The 19,219-nt window shown below is 45.3% G+C and carries 19 protein-coding genes; 10 read left to right on the top strand and 9 right to left on the bottom strand.

All coding sequences use genetic code 11. The annotated features are described in order from the left end of the window. Window positions 1-311: 311 nt before the first annotated feature. Window positions 312-797: a cyclic pyranopterin monophosphate synthase MoaC gene (gene moaC, locus H3T84_RS01395; protein WP_198217318.1), complete on the bottom strand. Its 486-nt coding sequence runs from the start codon at window positions 795-797 to the stop codon at window positions 312-314. Between the two features lie 71 nt (window positions 798-868). Here moaC and mog point away from each other — a divergent pair, with 71 nt between their 5' ends. Beyond that, window positions 869-1,444, top strand: coding sequence for a molybdopterin adenylyltransferase (mog, locus tag H3T84_RS01390; protein WP_025331175.1), 576 nt, complete (start codon window positions 869-871; stop codon window positions 1,442-1,444). A 213-nt stretch (window positions 1,445-1,657) separates the two neighbouring features. Here the strand turns inward: mog and pntB are convergent, their stop codons facing one another. From pntB to queA, 6 genes are all read right to left on the bottom strand, one after another. Continuing rightward, the gene (gene pntB, locus H3T84_RS01385) at window positions 1,658-3,037 is read right to left on the bottom strand and encodes a Re/Si-specific NAD(P)(+) transhydrogenase subunit beta (protein ID WP_078475654.1); all 1,380 of its coding nucleotides are present in this window, start codon (window positions 3,035-3,037) and stop codon (window positions 1,658-1,660) included. 12 nt (window positions 3,038-3,049) lie between these two features. Then, window positions 3,050-4,585 carry a Re/Si-specific NAD(P)(+) transhydrogenase subunit alpha gene (locus H3T84_RS01380; RefSeq protein WP_198217316.1) on the bottom strand — a complete coding sequence of 512 codons (1,536 nt, stop codon included), beginning with the start codon at window positions 4,583-4,585 and terminating at the stop codon, window positions 3,050-3,052. A 346-nt stretch (window positions 4,586-4,931) separates the two neighbouring features. Beyond that, window positions 4,932-5,873 carry a siderophore ABC transporter substrate-binding protein gene (locus tag H3T84_RS01375; protein ID WP_198217304.1) on the bottom strand — a complete coding sequence of 314 codons (942 nt, stop codon included), beginning with the start codon at window positions 5,871-5,873 and terminating at the stop codon, window positions 4,932-4,934. 142 nt (window positions 5,874-6,015) lie between these two features. Further along, window positions 6,016-6,333, bottom strand: coding sequence for a quaternary ammonium compound efflux SMR transporter SugE (gene sugE, locus H3T84_RS01370; RefSeq protein ID WP_110414434.1), 318 nt, complete (start codon window positions 6,331-6,333; stop codon window positions 6,016-6,018). 239 nt (window positions 6,334-6,572) lie between these two features. Continuing rightward, complete coding sequence (gene gloA, locus H3T84_RS01365) at window positions 6,573-6,959, bottom strand: lactoylglutathione lyase (protein ID WP_198217301.1); 387 nt, start codon at window positions 6,957-6,959, stop codon at window positions 6,573-6,575. Window positions 6,960-6,976: 17 nt separating this feature from the next. Next, window positions 6,977-8,017: a tRNA preQ1(34) S-adenosylmethionine ribosyltransferase-isomerase QueA gene (queA, locus tag H3T84_RS01360; protein ID WP_198217299.1), complete on the bottom strand. Its 1,041-nt coding sequence runs from the start codon at window positions 8,015-8,017 to the stop codon at window positions 6,977-6,979. Window positions 8,018-8,270: 253 nt separating this feature from the next. Between queA and aroQ the strand changes: the two genes are divergently transcribed. From aroQ to ppk1, 9 genes are all read left to right on the top strand, one after another. Further along, on the top strand, window positions 8,271-8,729 hold the full coding sequence (aroQ, locus tag H3T84_RS01355) for a type II 3-dehydroquinate dehydratase (RefSeq protein ID WP_025331182.1): 459 nt from the start codon (window positions 8,271-8,273) through the stop codon (window positions 8,727-8,729). Window positions 8,730-8,770: 41 nt separating this feature from the next. Beyond that, complete coding sequence (gene accB, locus H3T84_RS01350) at window positions 8,771-9,232, top strand: acetyl-CoA carboxylase biotin carboxyl carrier protein (RefSeq protein WP_025331183.1); 462 nt, start codon at window positions 8,771-8,773, stop codon at window positions 9,230-9,232. Window positions 9,233-9,277: 45 nt separating this feature from the next. Next, on the top strand, window positions 9,278-10,636 hold the full coding sequence (gene accC / locus H3T84_RS01345) for an acetyl-CoA carboxylase biotin carboxylase subunit (RefSeq protein WP_078475659.1): 1,359 nt from the start codon (window positions 9,278-9,280) through the stop codon (window positions 10,634-10,636). Window positions 10,637-10,727: 91 nt separating this feature from the next. After that, window positions 10,728-11,624: a 50S ribosomal protein L11 methyltransferase gene (prmA, locus tag H3T84_RS01340; protein WP_198217297.1), complete on the top strand. Its 897-nt coding sequence runs from the start codon at window positions 10,728-10,730 to the stop codon at window positions 11,622-11,624. Between the two features lie 122 nt (window positions 11,625-11,746). Beyond that, the gene (locus H3T84_RS01335; RefSeq protein WP_037475811.1) at window positions 11,747-12,550 is read left to right on the top strand and encodes a hypothetical protein; all 804 of its coding nucleotides are present in this window, start codon (window positions 11,747-11,749) and stop codon (window positions 12,548-12,550) included. Beyond that, entirely contained in the window at window positions 12,547-13,884 is a 1,338-nt protein-coding gene (gene argA / locus H3T84_RS01330) for an amino-acid N-acetyltransferase (RefSeq protein WP_198217295.1), read from the top strand. Before H3T84_RS01335 ends, argA begins: the two co-directional genes overlap by 4 nt. Window positions 13,885-13,946: 62 nt before the next feature. Further along, the gene (locus H3T84_RS01325; protein ID WP_025331188.1) at window positions 13,947-14,219 is read left to right on the top strand and encodes an oxidative damage protection protein; all 273 of its coding nucleotides are present in this window, start codon (window positions 13,947-13,949) and stop codon (window positions 14,217-14,219) included. Window positions 14,220-14,225: 6 nt separating this feature from the next. Further along, window positions 14,226-14,840, top strand: a complete 615-nt coding sequence (locus H3T84_RS01320) for a serine acetyltransferase (protein WP_198217293.1) — start codon at window positions 14,226-14,228, stop codon at window positions 14,838-14,840. Window positions 14,841-14,926: 86 nt separating this feature from the next. Then, the gene (gene ppk1, locus H3T84_RS01315; protein ID WP_198217292.1) at window positions 14,927-16,987 is read left to right on the top strand and encodes a polyphosphate kinase 1; all 2,061 of its coding nucleotides are present in this window, start codon (window positions 14,927-14,929) and stop codon (window positions 16,985-16,987) included. 144 nt (window positions 16,988-17,131) lie between these two features. Here ppk1 and dut read toward each other — a convergent pair whose 3' ends face one another. Both dut and coaBC read right to left on the bottom strand, forming a co-directional pair. Then, window positions 17,132-17,593 carry a dUTP diphosphatase gene (gene dut / locus H3T84_RS01310; RefSeq protein ID WP_198217290.1) on the bottom strand — a complete coding sequence of 154 codons (462 nt, stop codon included), beginning with the start codon at window positions 17,591-17,593 and terminating at the stop codon, window positions 17,132-17,134. 82 nt (window positions 17,594-17,675) lie between these two features. Then, window positions 17,676-18,857 carry a bifunctional phosphopantothenoylcysteine decarboxylase/phosphopantothenate--cysteine ligase CoaBC gene (coaBC, locus tag H3T84_RS01305; protein ID WP_198217759.1) on the bottom strand — a complete coding sequence of 394 codons (1,182 nt, stop codon included), beginning with the start codon at window positions 18,855-18,857 and terminating at the stop codon, window positions 17,676-17,678. Window positions 18,858-19,219: the final 362 nt, after the last annotated feature.

Here is a 19,219-nt window from a genome sequence, read left to right as displayed (position 1 = left end):
TTTTTTATAAAAACAATTTAAGATACTGGTATACCTTGGCTAAGTTATTAATATGGGTCCGTTGTCTATGTTTAAGATACTTTTTTGCTATATATAAAATAAACAGGCGCCTCAAAGTTTATATTGCAGATGAAGAAAGTAGATATAGCCTTTTTGACTGAAGGCACTAAGATTATTTACTTCATCAGAGCTATTTATTAACTATACACAGCCTGAGCTGCTTATTACCAGCGTGGCACTGATATACCTGTTTATTTAATAATTTTTTAATAACTAAAAATCACTATGAATTTGCTTTCACCTTAACTGGATCAGGGCTGGCGAAGCCAGGTACCGGACTGGCCACCCTCTTTGTGTTGCAGACAGATATTGCTGATAATCATACTGCGATCTACTGCTTTGAGCATATCATAAATAGTAAGCAGTCCGACACTGGCAGCAGTTAATGCTTCCATTTCAACTCCGGTCTGCCCCGTATTTTCTGTTTGTACACAAATAGTAATACTGCGTTTTTCATCATCAAGACTGAAATCAACATTAACCCGGGTAAGTGCTATCGGATGGCATAAAGGTATTAAATTACTGGTTTGTTTGGATGCCTGTATTGCCGCAATCCGTGCAATACCAAGCACATCCCCTTTTTTACTGTCACCATTGCGTATTTTATTAAACGCAGTTTCATTGACACTGATAATACCGGTTGCAATGGCAATGCGCTTACTGTGCGGTTTGGCTCCCACATCTACCATATGAGCTTCGCCACGGTTATTGAAATGAGTTAACTCATCTGAATTCATCTTGCTTCACTGACATGCTAAAGGGTCTATATTACAATAATTGTCTTTGTAATGCTGGATGAGCTCTGAAAATGGATACATTGTCTTTATTAAAAATTGGTCTGGTTTCTATCAGTGACCGGGCTTCTACTGGCGTCTACACGGATCAGGGTTTGCCTGAACTGAAAAAATGGTTACAGCGTGCAGTATTGAATCCTCTGGAATTTGTTGAGCACCTGATTCCGGATGAACAGCCACTGATTGAAAGTATTCTGACTCAGCTTGCCGATGAAGATGCCTGCCCTCTGATTCTGACTACCGGCGGCACCGGACCCTATTTACGCGATGTAACTCCGGAAGCAACGCTGGCAGTTGCCGACCGGGTAATTCCGGGCTTTGGTGAATTAATGCGGCAAATTAGTCTGCATTTTACTCCTACTGCTATTTTATCGCGTCAGGTAGGGGTACTGCGTGGCAATAGTCTTATTCTGAATTTACCCGGTAAACCTTCTGCAATTGCAGAAACACTGGGGGGCGTAAAAGATGAACAGGGGAAAACCCTGATACCGGGTATTTTTGCTTCTATACCTATTGCAGTAGATGCCGTTGGCGGCCCGCTTATCCGTACAGATTCTGATTTTTGTCCGGTAGTATTACCCAAGCGCTGATTGAATAATGCCTGATGTTCACAGACCAATTAATTTGGCAATGAATTTGATTGGCGGAAAAGGGGAAGGTGTGATTCTTTATTCAATAAATAACATTCTGTAATCTTTAGCAGATAGGATAATATCCAGATTTATTTTGAATTTCTTAAGATTTGTATTGATCGAGCTTTATAAAAAAACAGTCTGGTAAATGACCAGACTGTTTTTTCACTGTTAAATATTTTTATCCACTTCATCCAGCGTAGCTTTGGCATCACCAAAACACATTCTGACATTTTCTTCATAAAACAGTGGATTATCTACACCTGCATAACCGGATTGCATTGAACGTTTAAATACAATCACGTTTTTGGCTTCCCAGACATGCAATACCGGCATACCGGCAATAGGACTATTCGGATCGGTTACTGCTGCCGGATTGACTGTATCATTGGCACCAATCACCAGTACCACATCAGTATCGCTGAAATCATCATTGATTTCGTCCATCTCCAGTACAATATCATAAGGTACTTTTGCTTCAGCCAGTAATACATTCATATGTCCGGGCAGGCGTCCGGCTACCGGATGAATCCCGAAGCGGACATTAATACCTTGCTGGCGCAGTTTGGCGGTAATACTGGCCACTGCATTTTGTGCATGAGCCACCGCCATACCGTATCCTGGCGTAATAATGACGCTATGTGCATTTTTCAGTGTATCTGCTACCTGCTCAGGTTTGATTTCCTGAACTTCGCCGGCTGGTACATTGTCACTGTTTGCGGCTACCGGCGCTGAACCGAAACCACCGCCAATTACAGAAAGAAATTTGCGATTCATTGCCTGACACATGATATATGACAAAATCGCACCGGACGAACCGACTAATGCACCGGTAACAATCAGTAAATCGTTATCAAGCATAAAACCGGCAGCGGCGGCAGCCCAGCCTGAATAAGAATTCAGCATAGAAATGACTACCGGCATATCTGCTCCGCCAATCGAAGCGACCAGATGATAACCGAATACCAGTGCAATCAGAGTCATGACTATCAGGGCAAAACCGGAACCGCCAACACCTACGAACCACAGCATCAGTAAAAATGACAATACCAGTGCGCCCAGATTAAGCAGGTGCCGGTGTGGTAGTTGCAAAGGGCTGCTGGCAATCTTACCATTCAGTTTTCCCCATGCTACTAATGAACCACTAAAGGTTACTGCACCAATAAATACCCCAAGAAATACTTCAACCAGATGGATGGTGAACATGTCTGAGTCTACATCATGAGGGTCGATGTAGCTGTTGAAACCCACCAGTACGGCAGCTAATCCGACAAAGCTGTGCAGCATAGCAATCAGCTCCGGCATCTGGGTCATTTCCACTTTCTTAGCCTGTTGCAGACCCACTGCACCACCAATAACCATGGCAATAATCACCCAGCCCAGACCGTGCGCATTTTCACTGAAAACCGTAGCAATCAGCGCAATAGCCATACCTGCTATGCCCATATAACAGCCACGTCTGGCACTTTCCTGCTGTGAGAGTCCGGCCAGACTCAGAATAAACAATACTGCAGCAACGATGTATGCAGCAGTTACGATACCTTGAGACATACCGTTTCCCCCTTATTTACGAAACATATTGAGCATACGGCGGGTAACAGCAAAGCCACCGAAGATATTAACGCTGACTATCGCTACTGCAATAAAGGCCAGCAACGATACGAAACCATGTCCCTGCCCGATTTGCAGCAATGCACCTACTACAATAATGCCCGATATGGCATTAGTTACCGACATTAACGGGGTATGCAGGGCGTGGTTCACGTTCCATACCACAAAGTAACCCACTACACAGGCAAGTACAAATACCATGAAGTGATTCAGAAAAGCCACCGGAGCAACCGCACCTATCCACAACATCAGTATGACTGCAATTGCTGCCCAGATGATTTTTTTGTTTGCTAATGCCGGCTGTGCTGTCGCAACAGGAGCCGGAGCTGCAACTTTTGGTTCTGCTTTTGGCGCGGCGGATACCTGAATCGGTGGTGGCGGATACATGCTGTTGCCTTCATGAGTAACAGTCATGTTACGGATAATCACATCTTCGAAGTTTAATGCCAGCTCACCATCCTTATTTGGTGTAAGCAGGCGTGCCAGATTAACCAGATTTGTGCCATAAAGCTGTGAAGACTGGCCGGCCAGACGGTTAGCCATATCGGTATAACCAATTATTTTCACCCCATTGGCTGTAGTAATAATTTTACCGGGTTCGGTATATTCGCAGTTACCACCGGTAGCAGCAGCCAGATCCACGATTACCGAACCTTCACGCATACTGTCTATCATCTCCCGGGTAATCAGTTTGGGAGCAGGTTTTCCCGGAATCGCAGCAGTTGTAATGATAATGTCAACTTGTTTAGCCTGTTCGGCAAACAGTTTCATTTCTGCTTCAATATAAGCAGCACTCATGGTTTTAGCATAGCCGTCGCCACTACTGCTTTCTTCTTCCTGATAGTCCAGTTGCAGAAAATTACCACCCATGGACTCAATCTGGTCAGCAACTTCAGGGCGGGTATCGAATGCATTAACCACGGCACCAAGCTGACGGGCTGTACCAATAGCGGCCAGACCAGCCACCCCTGCACCTATCACCAGCACTTCTGCCGGAGGAACTTTACCGGCAGCAGTAATCTGGCCGGTAAAGAAACGGCCAAAGTTTTCAGCACCTTCAATTACCGCGCGATAACCACTGATATTAGCCATTGACGACAATGCATCCATCGCCTGTGCACGTGAAATCCGCGGTACCATGTCCATTGCCAGCACAGTAATTTTTTTCGCCTGTAACTGCTGTACCAGCTCTGACTGCTGCGCCGGCATAATGAAGCTGACCAGTATCGTACCGGACTGCATGGCGGCAATTTCTTCTTTATTCGGTGCATTTACCTTAAATATTAGCGGACACTGCCAGACAGTGTCTGCATCAGCCACTGTTGCGCCTGCTTCATGATACAAACCGTCAGACAAGCTGGCGGCCTTACCAGCATCATGCTCAATAACAACTTCATGCCCCAATTTAATTAGCTGGGTAACGGTTTTCGGCGTAGCCGCTACTCTGGTTTCACCGGCAAGAGATTCGCGTGGAATACCTATCTTCATTCTTATTCCTTTCCGAGGAAGGTGCCGTAAAATAGTTTTAACTGTAAATATTTGTCTGCTCTGATATATTTGCTCTGAGTTAATCAGTATAGACTGCCTGCCTAACCCATAACTATCAGAAGATAATATTTTTTGTTGTTTACAACCACTATATTATCGAAAACACAGCAATAAAACCTTTATTCAGGTCATTATTTGTGTCTTATTTAAAAAATTTAACAATTACATTTACATATAATATGTCTTTATCAATAATGTTTATTATCAGGATAGGCTATTATCTGTTTTCAATAAAAAAGCCAGCCATTAGTAATAACGGCTGGCTATAATGTGACAAGAACAAAATTTAATTCATGCTGTTCAGCGGCCGGATAACTTCATCAATCTGACGGTTCAGACTTTCCAGCCCGTTGCCGGATAAATACCACAAGTCAGCACTAAGATTAACGATTTGTGTACCTGCATTCTGCATAACTTTATTATCAAAATAATCGCTGCGCATCGGTGTATTGCCTATTGCTTTACTGCGGTCAACAACGTAAATAATATCCGGATGATATTGAGCAATAAACTGATTATCAACCATTATACGTGCCGGCCGGCCATTTTCAGCTTTATCCGGTACAGGCAGATCATTGGCATTTACAGCCCGTTTTACATGTAATTCATCGAATATCAGCGCAGCATAGCTACCCTGATTCATCAGCATCACATTTCCATCATTATGTAATACCACGATGGCTTTTTTACCGGATTGCTGCGCGAGCTGACGGGCTGCATCCATTTTTAAATCCAGTACATTCAACTGCTCCTGCGCCAGTACTTCTTTGCCGGCAATTTTCCCCAGCAATCTGATCTGATTCTTGACCGCAGAATAATAATTTTCACCGGCATTAACTGAATAATTGAGTGTAGGTGCAATGGCACTTAAATCTTTATAGAAATTATTCTGCCTTCCGCTCATGATTATCAGATCCGGACTGGCAGCTTTAATACCGGTAATATCCGGCTCCTTCATTTTGCCTGAATCCTGTACCTGTGCATTATGATATTGTTGCAGATAAGCCGGAATATTACTTACGGGCGCAGCAATAACGCGGTTGCCGGCACCCAGCGCATCCAGCGTATCTAAAGCACCGAAATCCATCACAACAATTTTTTGCGGTTGTACCGGTATCTTAATTTCTTCGCCAGCCTGAGTAAGGTTAATTGACGGTGCAGTGCTTTGACAGGCACTTAACCCCATCATCAGAGCCGATGCCACAGCCAGCGTTATTATTTTTTTCATAACTGAATTACCCCTTGAATTTTAAATTATTAAATAATGATAATTGTTATCATTATTTAATATAAATGTCCAGCTTTGCAATACAATCCGGCTTAATATAAATTTAATAAGCGGATGTTATAACTTGCCGGACAGCATGAATTTAGTGTGCGCCCAGTTTCAGACCAATAATACCGGCAATAATCAGTGTCAGGCTAATCAGACGCATGGCACCAGCCGGTTCTTTAAAAGCAATGATACCGACAATGGTTGCTCCCACAGCGCCAATACCAGTCCAGACTGCATAAGCTGTACCTACCGGCAATGAACGCATGGACTGTGCCAGCAGAAGAAAGCTGCCAACCAGAGCAGCCAATGTAATGATACTCGGGGTGAATTTAGTAAAATTCTGTGAATACTTAAGACCAATTGCCCAGACTATTTCAAGTATGCCGGCCAGCAATAATGACATCCAGGCCATAATGATTCCTGTTAAGGCTGATGCAGGCCGTCCTGCGTGAGAATCTACCGGCCGGGTCGTCCCGAACGGATGCATAAATAAGCATATGAATAATGGCATCATAATAGGCAGTCTGAATCAGCGTCAAGCAATCAAAACTCCATTGGAACAAAAACAGATGGCTATAAACCATCTGTCAGGATATAGATACTGATCGCAGTTCAGTCTGCCACAGTTATAATCAATATAATGCTGCGAACTTATTTCTTCTTCTGAATGAATTCAATTTTATAGCCATCAGGATCTTCCACAAATGCGATGACTGTAGTGCCATGCTGCATGGGTCCGGCCTCACGGGTTACACGACAGCCTTTAGCGCGCACAGCATCACAGGCAGCATAAGCATCATCTACCTCAATAGCAATATGTCCGTATCCTGTACCTAGATCATAGGCATGTGTATCCCAGTTATAGGTTAATTCCAGTACGGTACTGTCAGATTCTTCACCATAGCCGACAAAAGCCAGAGTAAAACGTCCGCCGGGAAAATCTTCCCGTCGCAGCAGTTTCATACCAAGCACATCCTGATAAAACGCCAGTGATTTATCCAGATCACCTACTCGCAGCATAGTATGCAACATTCTCATGTTATGTTCCTTATATCTTATTCTGTTTTTGTTTTTGCCAGATTACCCAGCAGCATGGCATCGCCATAACTGAAAAAGCGGTAGCCGGCACCAATGGCATGCTGGTAAATGGCACGAATTTCATCATAACCGCTAAATGCGCTTACCAGCATGAGTAAAGTTGATTTAGGCAGGTGAAAATTGGTAATCATACGGTCAATTACCTTAAACTCATAGCCCGGCGTAATAAAAATATTGGTATCGCCCTGTCCTGCCTGTAATTTTCCGCTGCGTGCTGCAGACTCCAGTGCGCGAACTGCTGTTGTGCCTACCGCCCAGATTTTATTTCCTCGCGCCTGTGCCGCTTCAATCTCTGCTACAACTTCTTCACTCACGTCATACCACTCACTATGCATATGATGTTCGGCAATATTTTCTACCCGCACCGGCTGAAAGGTGCCTGCACCCACATGTAAAGTTACTTCGGTCAGGTGTACGCCTTTATCTCGCAATTGTTGCAAAATAGTATCGGTAAAGTGCAAACCGGCGGTAGGGGCAGCTACTGCTCCTTCATATTTAGCATAAATCGTCTGATAGCGCTCATCATCGTCATGATCAGCCGAACGGGTAATGTATGGTGGCAATGGCAAATGGCCGTGCGCTTCCAGTAGCTCCCATACAGTTTTGTCGCCGGAAAAATGCAGTACAAATAACTCACCTTGTCGCGCTTGCATCTGTGCATGCAATCCGCCTTCGAAAATCAGCTCTGTACCCGGTTTGGGCGATTTAGATGAACGCACATGCGCCAGAGCAGTATGGTTATCCAGCACTCGTTCAATCAGTGCTTCAATCTGACCGCCACTGGCTTTACGGCCAAAAAGGCGGGCTTTCATTACACGGGTATTGTTAAATACCAGAACATCACCGGCTGCCACATAATCTGCCAGCCGGATAAATTCACTGTCTGCTGGAGACTGCCCGGGCAAAGCTACCAGCAGACGGCTACTGCCGCGCACAGCCGGAGGGTGCTGAGCAATCAGTTCCGGTGGCAAATCAAAATCAAAATCATTAATATGCATGTATATGTGCCCGAAAAAGGCAAAAGACGTATTATAAGCCGGCTTGCACAGACTGCGAAGCAGTAGCATATTACCCTTATCAGCCACAGTTTAAATATCCGGCTTATCAGTTTATTAAGCACGCAAAATAAGGCTGCCAGACTGTTATACGGGAAAACAGTTGTAGTTTATATAGTGAATTTTTACGAAAATACTGGACATTTGCGCGCATTTTCGGCAAAAATGGCGCAATTTTGCGATAAACAATTAATTTATGAGTGCCTCAATTCTGGTTTTAAACGGCCCCAATCTGAATCTTCTAGGGTTACGGGAGCCGCATATATATGGCCATACCACACTGGCAGACATTAATCAGAAACTGCTTGTACAGGCACAAGCTGCAGGCCTAACGCTGGAAACACTGCAAAGCAATGCCGAACATGTTCTGACAGAACGCATTCAGGCTGCATTAACTGATGATACCCGGTTTATTATTATTAATCCGGGTGCATTTACTCATACCAGCGTAGCCATTCGTGATGCTTTTGCAGCTGCCGGAAAACCATTTATTGAGATACACATTTCAAATGTACATGCACGCGAAGCTTTCCGGCGCCATTCCTATCTGTCCGATATTGCCATGGGGGTAATCTGTGGTCTGGGCGTATATGGTTACGAGGCAGCGTTACACCGTGCAATTGAATACATTCAAGAGACAGATCGCCAACACTAATACCTATTGCGATCAGGTCCAATCACACAAGGGTTCATAATATGGATTTACGTAAACTTAAAAAACTCATTGATCTGGTAGAAGAGTCAGGCATTGCTGAAATCGAAGTGACCGAAGGTGAGGAAAAGGTACGAATTACCCGCACTACTGCTGCTCAGCCAGTATATTCTGCACCAGTACAGCAACAGCCGGCTGTTATGGCAGCACCAGCAGCAGTTCCGGCAGAAGCTGCTCCGGCAGCAGCCGTACCGGCAGCCGGTCCTGATCTGAGCAAAGCGATGAAATCACCGATGGTCGGAACTTTTTACCGGGCAGCAAGTCCGACTTCTGCACCGTTTGTTGAAGTGGGGCAAACCGTTAATGCCGGCGACACTCTGTGTATCATCGAAGCCATGAAACTGATGAATGAAATTGAAGCTGATCACAGTGGCGTGGTCAAAGAAATTCTCGTATCCAACGGGCAGCCTGTGGAGTTTGGTGAACCGCTGTTTATTATTGAGTAATCTTAATATCAGTCATAACTCCCCTTTTTTACAAGGTACTGCCTCATGTTAAAAAAAGTTCTTATTGCCAATCGTGGCGAAATTGCGCTGCGCATTCTGCGCGCCTGCCATGAAATGGGTATTGCAACCGTGGCTGTGCATTCAGAAGCCGACAGTGATGCTCTGCACGTTAAACTGGCTGATGAATCTGTTTGTATTGGTCCTGCCAGTTCCACCCAAAGTTACCTGAATATCCCTGCTCTGATTTCCGCTGCTGAAGTTACCGATGCTGATGCGATTCACCCCGGTTATGGATTTCTGGCAGAAAATGATGGTTTTGCAGAACAGGTGGAGCAGTCCGGTTTCGTTTTTATTGGTCCGCGTCCGGAAACCATACGTCAGATGGGTGACAAAGTTTCTGCGAAAAAGGCGATGCAGGCCGCCGGTGTCCCCTGTGTACCCGGTTCAGATGGTGCATTACCGGAAGATCCGCAGGAAATTGAAAAAATCGGTGCTGCGGTAGGCTATCCGGTCATTATTAAAGCATCAGGCGGTGGCGGCGGTCGCGGTATGCGCGTAGTTGAAAAGGCTGAGGATTTACTGGCCGCAGTAGAAATGACCCGTACTGAAGCCGGAGCTGCTTTTGGTAATCCTGCCGTATATATGGAGCGCTATCTGCAGAAACCGCGCCATATTGAAATTCAGGTACTGTGTGATGAACATGGCAATGCCATTTATCTGGGTGAGCGTGACTGCTCAATGCAGCGCCGCCATCAGAAAGTCATTGAAGAAGCACCGGCACCATTTATCACCGCGGAAGAACGCGAACGTATTGGTAGCGCGTGTGTGGCTGCATGTCAGCGCATCGGCTACCGTGGTGCAGGTACATTTGAATTTCTGTATGAAGATGGTGAGTTCTTCTTCATTGAAATGAATACCCGTGTACAGGTTGAGCATGCTATTACTGAGCTGATTACCGGTGTGGATATTGTGCAGGAGCAAATCCGTGTAGCTTCCGGTCTGCCTCTATCCTACACTCAGGCGGATATTCGTTTACAAGGACATGCTTTTGAATGCCGGATTAATGCCGAAGATCCGTATACTTTTGTTCCCAGCCCCGGCCTGATTACCAGCTGCCACCAGCCAGGTGGTAACGGTGTGCGTATTGACAGCCATATTTATCAGGGCTATACCGTGCCTCCTTATTACGATAGCATGATTGGTAAGGTGTGTACCCACGGGCGTGATCGTAATGAAGCTATCGCCAAAATGCGTGTTGCCCTGCAGGAGCTGGCCATCACCGGTATTAAAACCAATACCAACCTGCACCGTGATATTTTTGCTGATCCGGGTTTCATTCATGGTGGTGAAAGTATTCATTATCTTGAACAATGGTTACAAAAACACAAAGAATCACAAAAATAATTTACAATAAGCATACATTGCGCTTTTGTTTGCAGGCAGCCGCGGTGGCTGCCTGAAGTTTTATAAAACATCCAGTTACGGTAAAAAAGCCATGCACTACCAACAAATTGTTATTACAGTTACACAAGATCAGGTGGATAAGCTCTCCGATGCACTGATTGAAAACGGCGCATCAAGTACAGCTATTGAAGATGCCAATGCCGGCAATGACAATGAACAGCCGATTTTCGGCGAACCTGATATGCCCACTGAACAGGTGTGGCAGCAAAGTAACATTGTGGCATTATTTAATGAAAATACTGATATTGATTCCGTTGTTTCTGCAGCAGCACAGGAATGTGCTATTGCCAAACCACAATACTATCTTGAAACCATTCCTGAACAGGACTGGGTACGGCTGACCCAGTCTCAGTTTGACCCGATTCAGATTTCTTCGCGTTTATGGATTACGCCATCGTGGCATAACCAGCCAACTGAACCGGGTGTCATTAATCTGCAATTGGATCCTGGGCTGGCTTTCGGTACCGGGAGTCACCCTACTACTCGGCTGTGCCTGCAATGGCTGGATAAGCATGTGCGCAGTGGTGAAACTCTACTGGATTATGGCTGTGGTTCGGGTATTCTAACAATTGCCGCACTGAAACTGGGTGTCGGCCGTGCCTGTGGTGTAGACATTGATCCGCAGGCAATCCGTGCCAGTCAGGATAATGCTGCACAAAATCAGGTCAGTGCTGAATTTTATCTTCCGGATAATTTGCCAGCCGGTCAGAAATTTGACATTGTTGTTGCAAATATTCTGGCAAATCCGTTACGCATGCTGGCTCAAATGCTGGCAGAACGTACCCGTACCGGTGGTGAAATTGTTCTGTCAGGAATTCTGGCAGAACAAACAGAAGAACTCAGTGAAATATATCGTCAGTGGTTTGATTTAAATTCACCTAAAACACTGGACGGGTGGGTATGCATTAGTGGCCGTAAAAGAGCATAATTATCCAGTTCTGCTATTTATCTGTAGACTCTGGCATGACATACTAATGCGATAAAGCGGCTATCTGCTTCTGACAGTACTTAATTGCCTCCTTTTTAACTATTTGGTTTGCTGAAATAATCATGTCTAAAACAATTACTGTTATTTGTCCTCAATGCCATGCAGAAAATATCGTAGCAACACCGCCACGTGACGGAGGACGTGTTGTATGTCAACAATGCCAGCACAGATTTACTGTTGTATCCAAAATCCGTGCGAATAAAAATGTCACCCCGCCGGCTTCAGAAAGCAATAAAAATACAGCTGCCTCCGGGCAGCAGATACCCAGTGCCAGTGAAGTAATGGATTTACTGCACAATGCTCTGAATCAGAATCAGACGAATAATAAACGCGCACAGAATCAAATCTACACCAGTGCACCAACACCAAAAAATACTGCGGTTATCGACAAAAGACCGAATCTGAATACTTTATTAAATCAGGTAGCGAATAAAGTGGAGATTCGCGTGCCAACAACAACCGAACCGGAACCGGAACACTCGTCTGCGCCACAGCCGCAGCTGGCCAGCAGTGAATTACTGCTTAACCCGCTGCCAGTAGCAGAGCCGGTAAAAAATGCACCGCCAATAGTCAGCACACCAGTCCATGTGCCTGAAGAAAATACTACCAATATTTCCATGAACAGTAATGTGAATAACCTGAATAATCTTGTTTTTACCTTACTGCCTAATGACAACACAAATCAGGCAGATGTACCATTACTGCTAAATGATGCGATCGAAAAAACCGATGCCATCCATGCCAAAACCGAATTTTTACATCATCAGCAGGATAAACTGTCCAAAGAATTTAACTGGACTCTAGCAACTATTGTTGCGTTAACTGTACTGATGATGCAGTTATTTTATTTAATGGCAGTAAAATGAACATTCATGCAGGTAATCAAGAAACTTTTAAGAGTAACCAGTTTGTTCACGATTTTCGTCAGGCCTCACCCTATATCCACCATCTGAATGGTAAAACGCTTGTTTTAGCAATCAGTAGCCATGTTCTGGTCAGCGACAAACTCGCAGCACTGGCAGCCGATATACTTTTATTAACCAGCCTCGGTATGAGGCTGGTTCTTATTCACGGTTGCAGTCAATATATTCAGGCCATAGCCGGCAGCGATACCGCAATCAGCATAGATGAAAATCCGGTTACGGATAATGCTGCTCTGGAGTTAGTCAAACAGGCCAGCGGAATTGCACGCTTCAATCTGGAAGCAGCACTATCTATGATACCTACACAGGTTATGGATCACAGCACTCCCAACCTGCGTATTGCTGCCGGCAATTTCCTGCGCGCCAAGCCTCTGGGCGTAATTAACGGAACAGATATGGGCTACAGCGGCTGTGTTCGTAAAGTAGATTCGGCTGCTATCGAAGAGCGTCTGGCTCACAATCAGCTGGTATTAATCAGCCCGATCGGCCATTCGCTTAGCGGTCAGTCATATCGTTTACAGGTAAATGAAGTTGCACAAGCTGTGGCAGAAGCCATCAGCGCAGAAAAACTCATCTTTCTGGGCACACAGCAGGGTTTACTGGATGAACGGCAACAAACCATCAGTGAACTGAACTGTGTTGAAATTGCCAGTCTGCTGGCACAAAACTCCGGAAGCAGACGCCAGACAGAGCTGTTACAGACAGCAGCACATGTACTTGAACACGGTGTTCAGCGGGTGCATGTACTGTCCGGTCTGCAGGATGGCAGCCTGTTACAGGAATTATTTACCCGTGAAGGCAGCGGCACAGCCATGGCTAAAGCGCCTTTTATGCGTATCCGGCCGGCTGCCAATAAAGATATCGGTGATATCCTGCAACTGATTGCGCCACTGGAAGCAGCCGGTATTTTATTACCGCGTGACAGTGAATACATGGAAAACCATATTCATGAATTTTCTGTGCTTGAGCAGGATTGTTATGTTTATGGTTGTGTTGCTTTACATGTTTATCCTGAAGCAAATGCCGGTGAGCTGGCCTGTCTGATTGTTTCACCGAATGCCCGTGCCCGCGGCTACGGAGAACTGCTGCTGACTCATGTTATTAAACAGGCACAGCAATTACAGCTAAAAGAACTGTTTGCTCTGAGCACACATACTGGTGACTGGTTTGTCGAACGCGGATTTATCAGTGCTCACCTGGAACAGTTACCATTAGAGCGGCAGCAACAGTACACCAGTAACAAACGCCAGTCGAAAATATTTTGCCGCCAGCTTTAAACCAACTCCTGCAAAATATTCTACAATCTGTATTTTTCCCTGAATGACACAAAGGAAAACACATGAGCCATATGGTGCATTGCGTTAAACTGGGCAAAGAAGCGCCCGGATTGAAATTTCCGCCATTTCCCAATGAACTGGGTAAACGCATATACAATAACGTATCACAGGAAGCATGGGATGGCTGGTTACGTTATCAAACCATGATTATTAATGAAAACCGCCTTAGTCTGGCCGACCCCCGCGCCCGTCAGTACATTACTCAGCAAATGGAAAATTATTTCTTCGGCGAGGGTGCCGATCAAATCAGTGGTTATACACCGCCTCAGGAATAAAAACTAATGGCTGTTCGATTTCACAGAGACGAACAGCCTTTTATTTTCCCGACATCTTTGCACTGTTTTATGGTTATCCAGCTTATTAAAAGTGATTTGTTTCGTTATAGCGGCCGTACAGACTGGTCTAGTTTTATTCGTCATTATCTGTTTAACCGGGGGTTCCGCTTTACTTTCTGGCTCAGGCTGGCCTCCGTACCGGGAATATGGCGCAAACTTGCCTACCCCATGTATGCATGGCAAAAACGCCGCAGCGGCATCATTATCAGCCCGCGCACAGCAGTGGGTTATGGTTTGTACATTGGTCATGGCGGCCCGCTGATTATCAATAGCAGTGCCCGACTGGGTAACAATGTCAATCTTTCTCCCTACACAGTAATTGGCGCTAACAACGGACCCGCAGCCTATATCGGTAATAACGTCTACATCGGACCCAACTGTAATCTGATTGAAAATGTACAGATTGGTGACAATGCCACTATTGGCGCCGGCAGTGTTGTGACTAAAAATATTCCGGCAAATGCCACTGCTGCCGGCAATTACGCTAAAGTACTGAACTACCAGAACCCGGGACAATATATCCACAACCGCTGGCCGCCAGAAAATACAAATGAAGCTTGACCTGCCAGCAAAACAGTGCCAATGTTAGTAACATTAACACCAGACTGACAAATTCTTACCCTTAATGACAGTTACAGGTATAGCCAATGTCCGAAATTCAGCCACATCTACTTTGCCGTGAACTTAGCCTGCTGGCTTTCAATCGTCGCGTTCTGGCACAGGCGCAGGATACACAGGTACCCTTACTCGAACGTTTACGGTTTTTATGTATCGTTTCTTCCAATCTGGATGAATTTTTTGAAGTACGAATGGCGTGGCTGCGGCGTACCCGTCAACTCTCGCCGCATATTCCTCTGGCCAATGGCGAACTGCCGGATACAGTTATTGCCAATGTAACCGAAGAAGCTCACGCCATTATTGCCGAACAATACAGATTATTTAACGATGAGCTGATTCCGGCACTGCGCAGTGAAGGCATATCTTTTTATCCGCGCAGTGAATGGAGTGAAGCACAACGCCAGTGGGTGGCTGATTACTTCCGGCATGAATTGTTACCTATTCTGACCCCTATCGGACTCGATCCTTCGCACCCTTTTCCGCGCTTACTGAATAAATCACTGAATTTTGCAGTAGAACTGGAAGGTAAAGATGCTTTTGGGCGTACCGGCGGCATGGCCATCGTTCAGGCTCCGCGTATTTTGCCAAGAGTACTGAAAATGCCTAAAGAATTATGTGACGGGCATGATGGTTTTGTATTTCTGTCGTCAATCCTGCATGCTCATGTGCATACACTCTTCACCGGAATGAGCGTTAAAGGCTGCTATCAGTTTCGCCTTACCCGCGACAGTGACCTAAGTGTTGATGAAGAAGATCTGGAAAATCTGCGCACGGCAATTGCCGGTGAATTACAGGGAAGACAATATGGAGATGGTGTCCGGCTGGAAGTAGCCGATAATTGTCCGGCACACGTTTACGATTTCCTGCTTAGCCATTTTCATCTGGGACGCGATGAATTGTACCGGGTAAACGGTCCGGTAAATCTGGTACGACTGATGGCCGTACCGGATATGGTTGAACGCAATGATTTAAAATTTCCGCCATTTATTCCCGGCACACCGGCCATTCTGAATAAAAATCGCGATATGTTCAGCATCATCAGCCAGCGCGATATCTTACTCTATCATCCCTATCAGTCTTTCGAACCTACAGTTCGTCTGATTCAGCAGGCGGCTGATGACCCTCAGGTTATTGCGATAAAAATGACCATTTACCGCACTGGCAGTAACTCTGACCTGGTAAAAGCACTGATGAAAGCGGCACTGACAGGCAAACAGGTTACCGTAGTAGTAGAACTGATGGCCCGTTTTGATGAAGAAACCAATCTGAACTGGGCAGGTCAGCTTGAAGCTGCCGGCGCCCATGTCGTATATGGAGTATTCGGTTATAAAGTTCATGCCAAAATGGCACTGATAGTACGACGTGAAGACGGCAGGCTGAAACGCTACGCTCATGTCAGTACAGGTAATTATCATCAGGGCACCAGCCGTATTTATACTGATCTGGGTCTGATGACCTGCAATCAGGACATCAGCGTGGATGTTAATACCGTATTTATGGAAATCACCGGTCTGGGACAACCCAATAATCTGCATAAAATAGCACAAAGCCCGTTTACTCTGCACAAAATGCTTCTCAACAGCATTAATAACGAAATTGAGCAGGCAAAAGCCGGCAAAACAGCTCGTATTATTGCTAAAATGAATGCACTGGTTGAGCCTTCTATTGTCGATGCCCTGTATGCAGCCAGTCAGGCCGGTGTACAAATTGAGCTGATAGTACGCGGAATATGTGTGCTGCGACCGGGTGTTAAAGGCTTATCAGAAAATATCCGGGTACGTTCTATAGTCGGCCGGCTGCTGGAACATGCACGGGTATTTTATTTTGAAAATGGCGGTGATTCTAAACTATGGATATCCAGCGCCGACTGGATGGGGCGAAATCTGTTCCGTCGTGTAGAAATTTGCACACCGATTGAAACACCTGAGCTAAAACAACGTATAATCAAGGAAACTCTGATGCTTGCGCTGGCTGATAATCAGTGTGCATGGCTAATGCAGCCGGATGGCCAGTATGAGCGCATTAAACCAGCAGAGAAAGAGTCTATAACCAATATGCAGAATATGCTTATTGAGCGTTATCGCCAGTAATAATACTGGTTTCAAACCTAAAACTACCGAATGGCCGGTCAGAATGCTGAATTAATTGTGTAGTAAGCAGTTTTAGCCAGTGCCATGGCAAAAAAAGCAAGGTTATCCATCCGGATACCTTGCTTTTCGTTTGCTTAAATAAAATTACTGATGTCCGGTACTACCAAAACCGCCTTCTCCGCGGCTGGTTTGCGCAAATTCATCAACCACAGTAAAAGCTGCCTGCATAACCGGTACAATAATCATCTGAGCAATCCGTGCCAGAGGTTCAATGACATACGCTTCCTGACTGCGATTCCACAACGATACTTTTAATTCTCCCTGATAATCCGAATCAATTAACCCGATCAAATTACCCAGTACAATTCCATGTTTATGTCCCAGTCCGGAACGCGGCAATATCAGAGCTGCGTATCCCGGATCAGCCAGATGTATGGCCAGTCCGGTCGGTAGCAGAAAGCTTTCTCCCGGCTGCAAAGTAACCGGTGTTTCAATACAGGCACGTAAATCCAGCCCGGCCGAACCAATCGTCGCATATTCAGGTAATTGTTCTGCCATTGACGGATGTAATATTTTAATTTGTACAGATAACTCAGAAGCACTCATAAAAACCAGTCTTTAAATAATAGATCATTAAAAATATCAGGACAGCAAGCCCTTATAACACATCAGTAACAGTCTTTTACTGTCACGGCAATAATTGTGCCAGCCGTTCAACAATAGCCGCAGCGGTATCTGCTTTACTCATCTGCGGTAAAGCCGTTTCCTGCTTGTCATCAAGTAAAATTACCTGATTGGTCGTTTTACCCATAGCCAGACTCACATCATTAGCTACCAGTAACGGCACACCTTTTTTCAGCCGTTTAGCACGCGCATATTCCAGAACATGCTCACTTTCTGCTGCAAAGCCAACACAGAAAGGAGCATCCGGCCGGCCGGCTACAGTTGCCAGTATATCGGCATTTTCAGTCAGTTCGATTACAGGAATAGCCTGCCCCGACTGTTTTTTCAGTTTTTGTACACTGCGGTTTTTTACTTTGTAATCAGCCACTGCTGCTACAGAAATAAACACATCCTGCTGGGGCAATAAACGCTCGACTGCATTCAGCATAGAATCTGCGCTGACAGCCTGTTCAGTGTAAGCCAGCCCTGCTGCCATTGAGGTATTAATCTGTCCGTATACCAAAGATACACTTGCTCCGGCCGCACGGCAGGCACGTGCCAGAGCCATACCCATCTGTCCGCTGGAAATATTGGTAATACCGCGTACCGGATCAATGGCTTCAAAGGTTGCCCCGGTCGTAATCAGTACCCGTTTACCAGCCAGTACCGGCAGTGTCCAGACATCTGCCAGCAATTCCGCCAGCTCAGCCGCTTCCAGCATGCGTCCACTGCCAGTTTCGCCACAGGCCTGCTCACCGACTGCCGGTCCGAGTATTTTTATCTGATCCTGACGTAATAAAGCCAGATTGCGCTGATTAGCCGGATTATTCCACATCTGTACATTCATTGCCGGCGCAACAGCCAGCGGACAGGTACGGGCTGCTACCAGAGTTGTCAGCAGATTATCAGCCATGCCATGCGCAATTTTCGCCAGCGTATTGGCAGAAGCCGGTGCAATCAGCATCACATCTGCCTGACGACTCAGATTGATATGAGCCATCCCGTTGCCGCCGGCAGCATCATGGGTATCCAGCAATACCGGTTCTCCGCTCAGTGCCTGAAAAGTAGTGGGACTGACAAAATCAGTAGCTGCCTGTGTCATCACAACATTAACCTGATGTCCTGCTTTTTTAAGCAATCGTACCAGTTCACAACATTTATATGCAGCAATACCACCACAAATACCCAGCAACACCTTTTTCTTCATTACTTTTACATCCATCGTCATGACCGGCCGTAAACAGATATCTACCGAATTTTCATTTAACCCAGTCAGAAAAAATAAAACAAACTATTTGATTATAAGGAAAATTTTTTGCATAATCCATTTATACTCACATTCACATTTTATAATTGAAATCAGTACAATCTCATTATCAGATACAACCGCTGAGTAGATCAGATTTAAATGAATATAGCAGCCAATAATTACATGATACACTAGGCAATATTCAGCCTGCCAGACAGCATGTTCTCTGTCAGACCGTACTTTAGCTCAATCCTAACAAAATTTTATTCAATTTAAAAAGTACCGCTAAATCCCTGTTTACATACAAAGTTATACTCTAA

The organism is Snodgrassella sp. M0110 (assembly GCF_016101465.1).
In the GTDB taxonomy this organism is placed as follows: Bacteria; Pseudomonadota; Gammaproteobacteria; order Burkholderiales; family Neisseriaceae; genus Snodgrassella; species Snodgrassella alvi.
This window is presented reverse-complemented; position numbering and strand designations above follow the sequence as displayed.

Excerpts from the sequence above, each read along its gene's own strand:
- ppk1 (WP_198217292.1), top strand. The coding sequence starts at position 14,927 with ATGTCCGAAATTCAGCCACATCTACTTTGCCGTGAACTTAGCCTGCTG.
- H3T84_RS01375 (WP_198217304.1), bottom strand. The coding sequence starts at position 5,873 with ATGAAAAAAATAATAACGCTGGCTGTGGCATCGGCTCTGATGATGGGG.
- accC (WP_078475659.1), top strand. The coding sequence starts at position 9,278 with ATGTTAAAAAAAGTTCTTATTGCCAATCGTGGCGAAATTGCGCTGCGC.
- sugE (WP_110414434.1), bottom strand. The coding sequence starts at position 6,333 with ATGGCCTGGATGTCATTATTGCTGGCCGGCATACTTGAAATAGTCTGG.
- coaBC (WP_198217759.1), bottom strand. The coding sequence starts at position 18,857 with ATGAAGAAAAAGGTGTTGCTGGGTATTTGTGGTGGTATTGCTGCATAT.
- H3T84_RS01320 (WP_198217293.1), top strand. The coding sequence starts at position 14,226 with ATGGCTGTTCGATTTCACAGAGACGAACAGCCTTTTATTTTCCCGACA.
- aroQ (WP_025331182.1), top strand. The coding sequence starts at position 8,271 with ATGAGTGCCTCAATTCTGGTTTTAAACGGCCCCAATCTGAATCTTCTA.
- H3T84_RS01335 (WP_037475811.1), top strand. The coding sequence starts at position 11,747 with ATGTCTAAAACAATTACTGTTATTTGTCCTCAATGCCATGCAGAAAAT.
- queA (WP_198217299.1), bottom strand. The coding sequence starts at position 8,017 with ATGCATATTAATGATTTTGATTTTGATTTGCCACCGGAACTGATTGCT.
- accB (WP_025331183.1), top strand. The coding sequence starts at position 8,771 with ATGGATTTACGTAAACTTAAAAAACTCATTGATCTGGTAGAAGAGTCA.
- gloA (WP_198217301.1), bottom strand. The coding sequence starts at position 6,959 with ATGAGAATGTTGCATACTATGCTGCGAGTAGGTGATCTGGATAAATCA.
- dut (WP_198217290.1), bottom strand. The coding sequence starts at position 17,593 with ATGAGTGCTTCTGAGTTATCTGTACAAATTAAAATATTACATCCGTCA.
- mog (WP_025331175.1), top strand. The coding sequence starts at position 869 with ATGGATACATTGTCTTTATTAAAAATTGGTCTGGTTTCTATCAGTGAC.
- H3T84_RS01380 (WP_198217316.1), bottom strand. The coding sequence starts at position 4,585 with ATGAAGATAGGTATTCCACGCGAATCTCTTGCCGGTGAAACCAGAGTA.
- argA (WP_198217295.1), top strand. The coding sequence starts at position 12,547 with ATGAACATTCATGCAGGTAATCAAGAAACTTTTAAGAGTAACCAGTTT.
- prmA (WP_198217297.1), top strand. The coding sequence starts at position 10,728 with ATGCACTACCAACAAATTGTTATTACAGTTACACAAGATCAGGTGGAT.
- pntB (WP_078475654.1), bottom strand. The coding sequence starts at position 3,037 with ATGTCTCAAGGTATCGTAACTGCTGCATACATCGTTGCTGCAGTATTG.
- H3T84_RS01325 (WP_025331188.1), top strand. The coding sequence starts at position 13,947 with ATGAGCCATATGGTGCATTGCGTTAAACTGGGCAAAGAAGCGCCCGGA.
- moaC (WP_198217318.1), bottom strand. The coding sequence starts at position 797 with ATGAATTCAGATGAGTTAACTCATTTCAATAACCGTGGCGAAGCTCAT.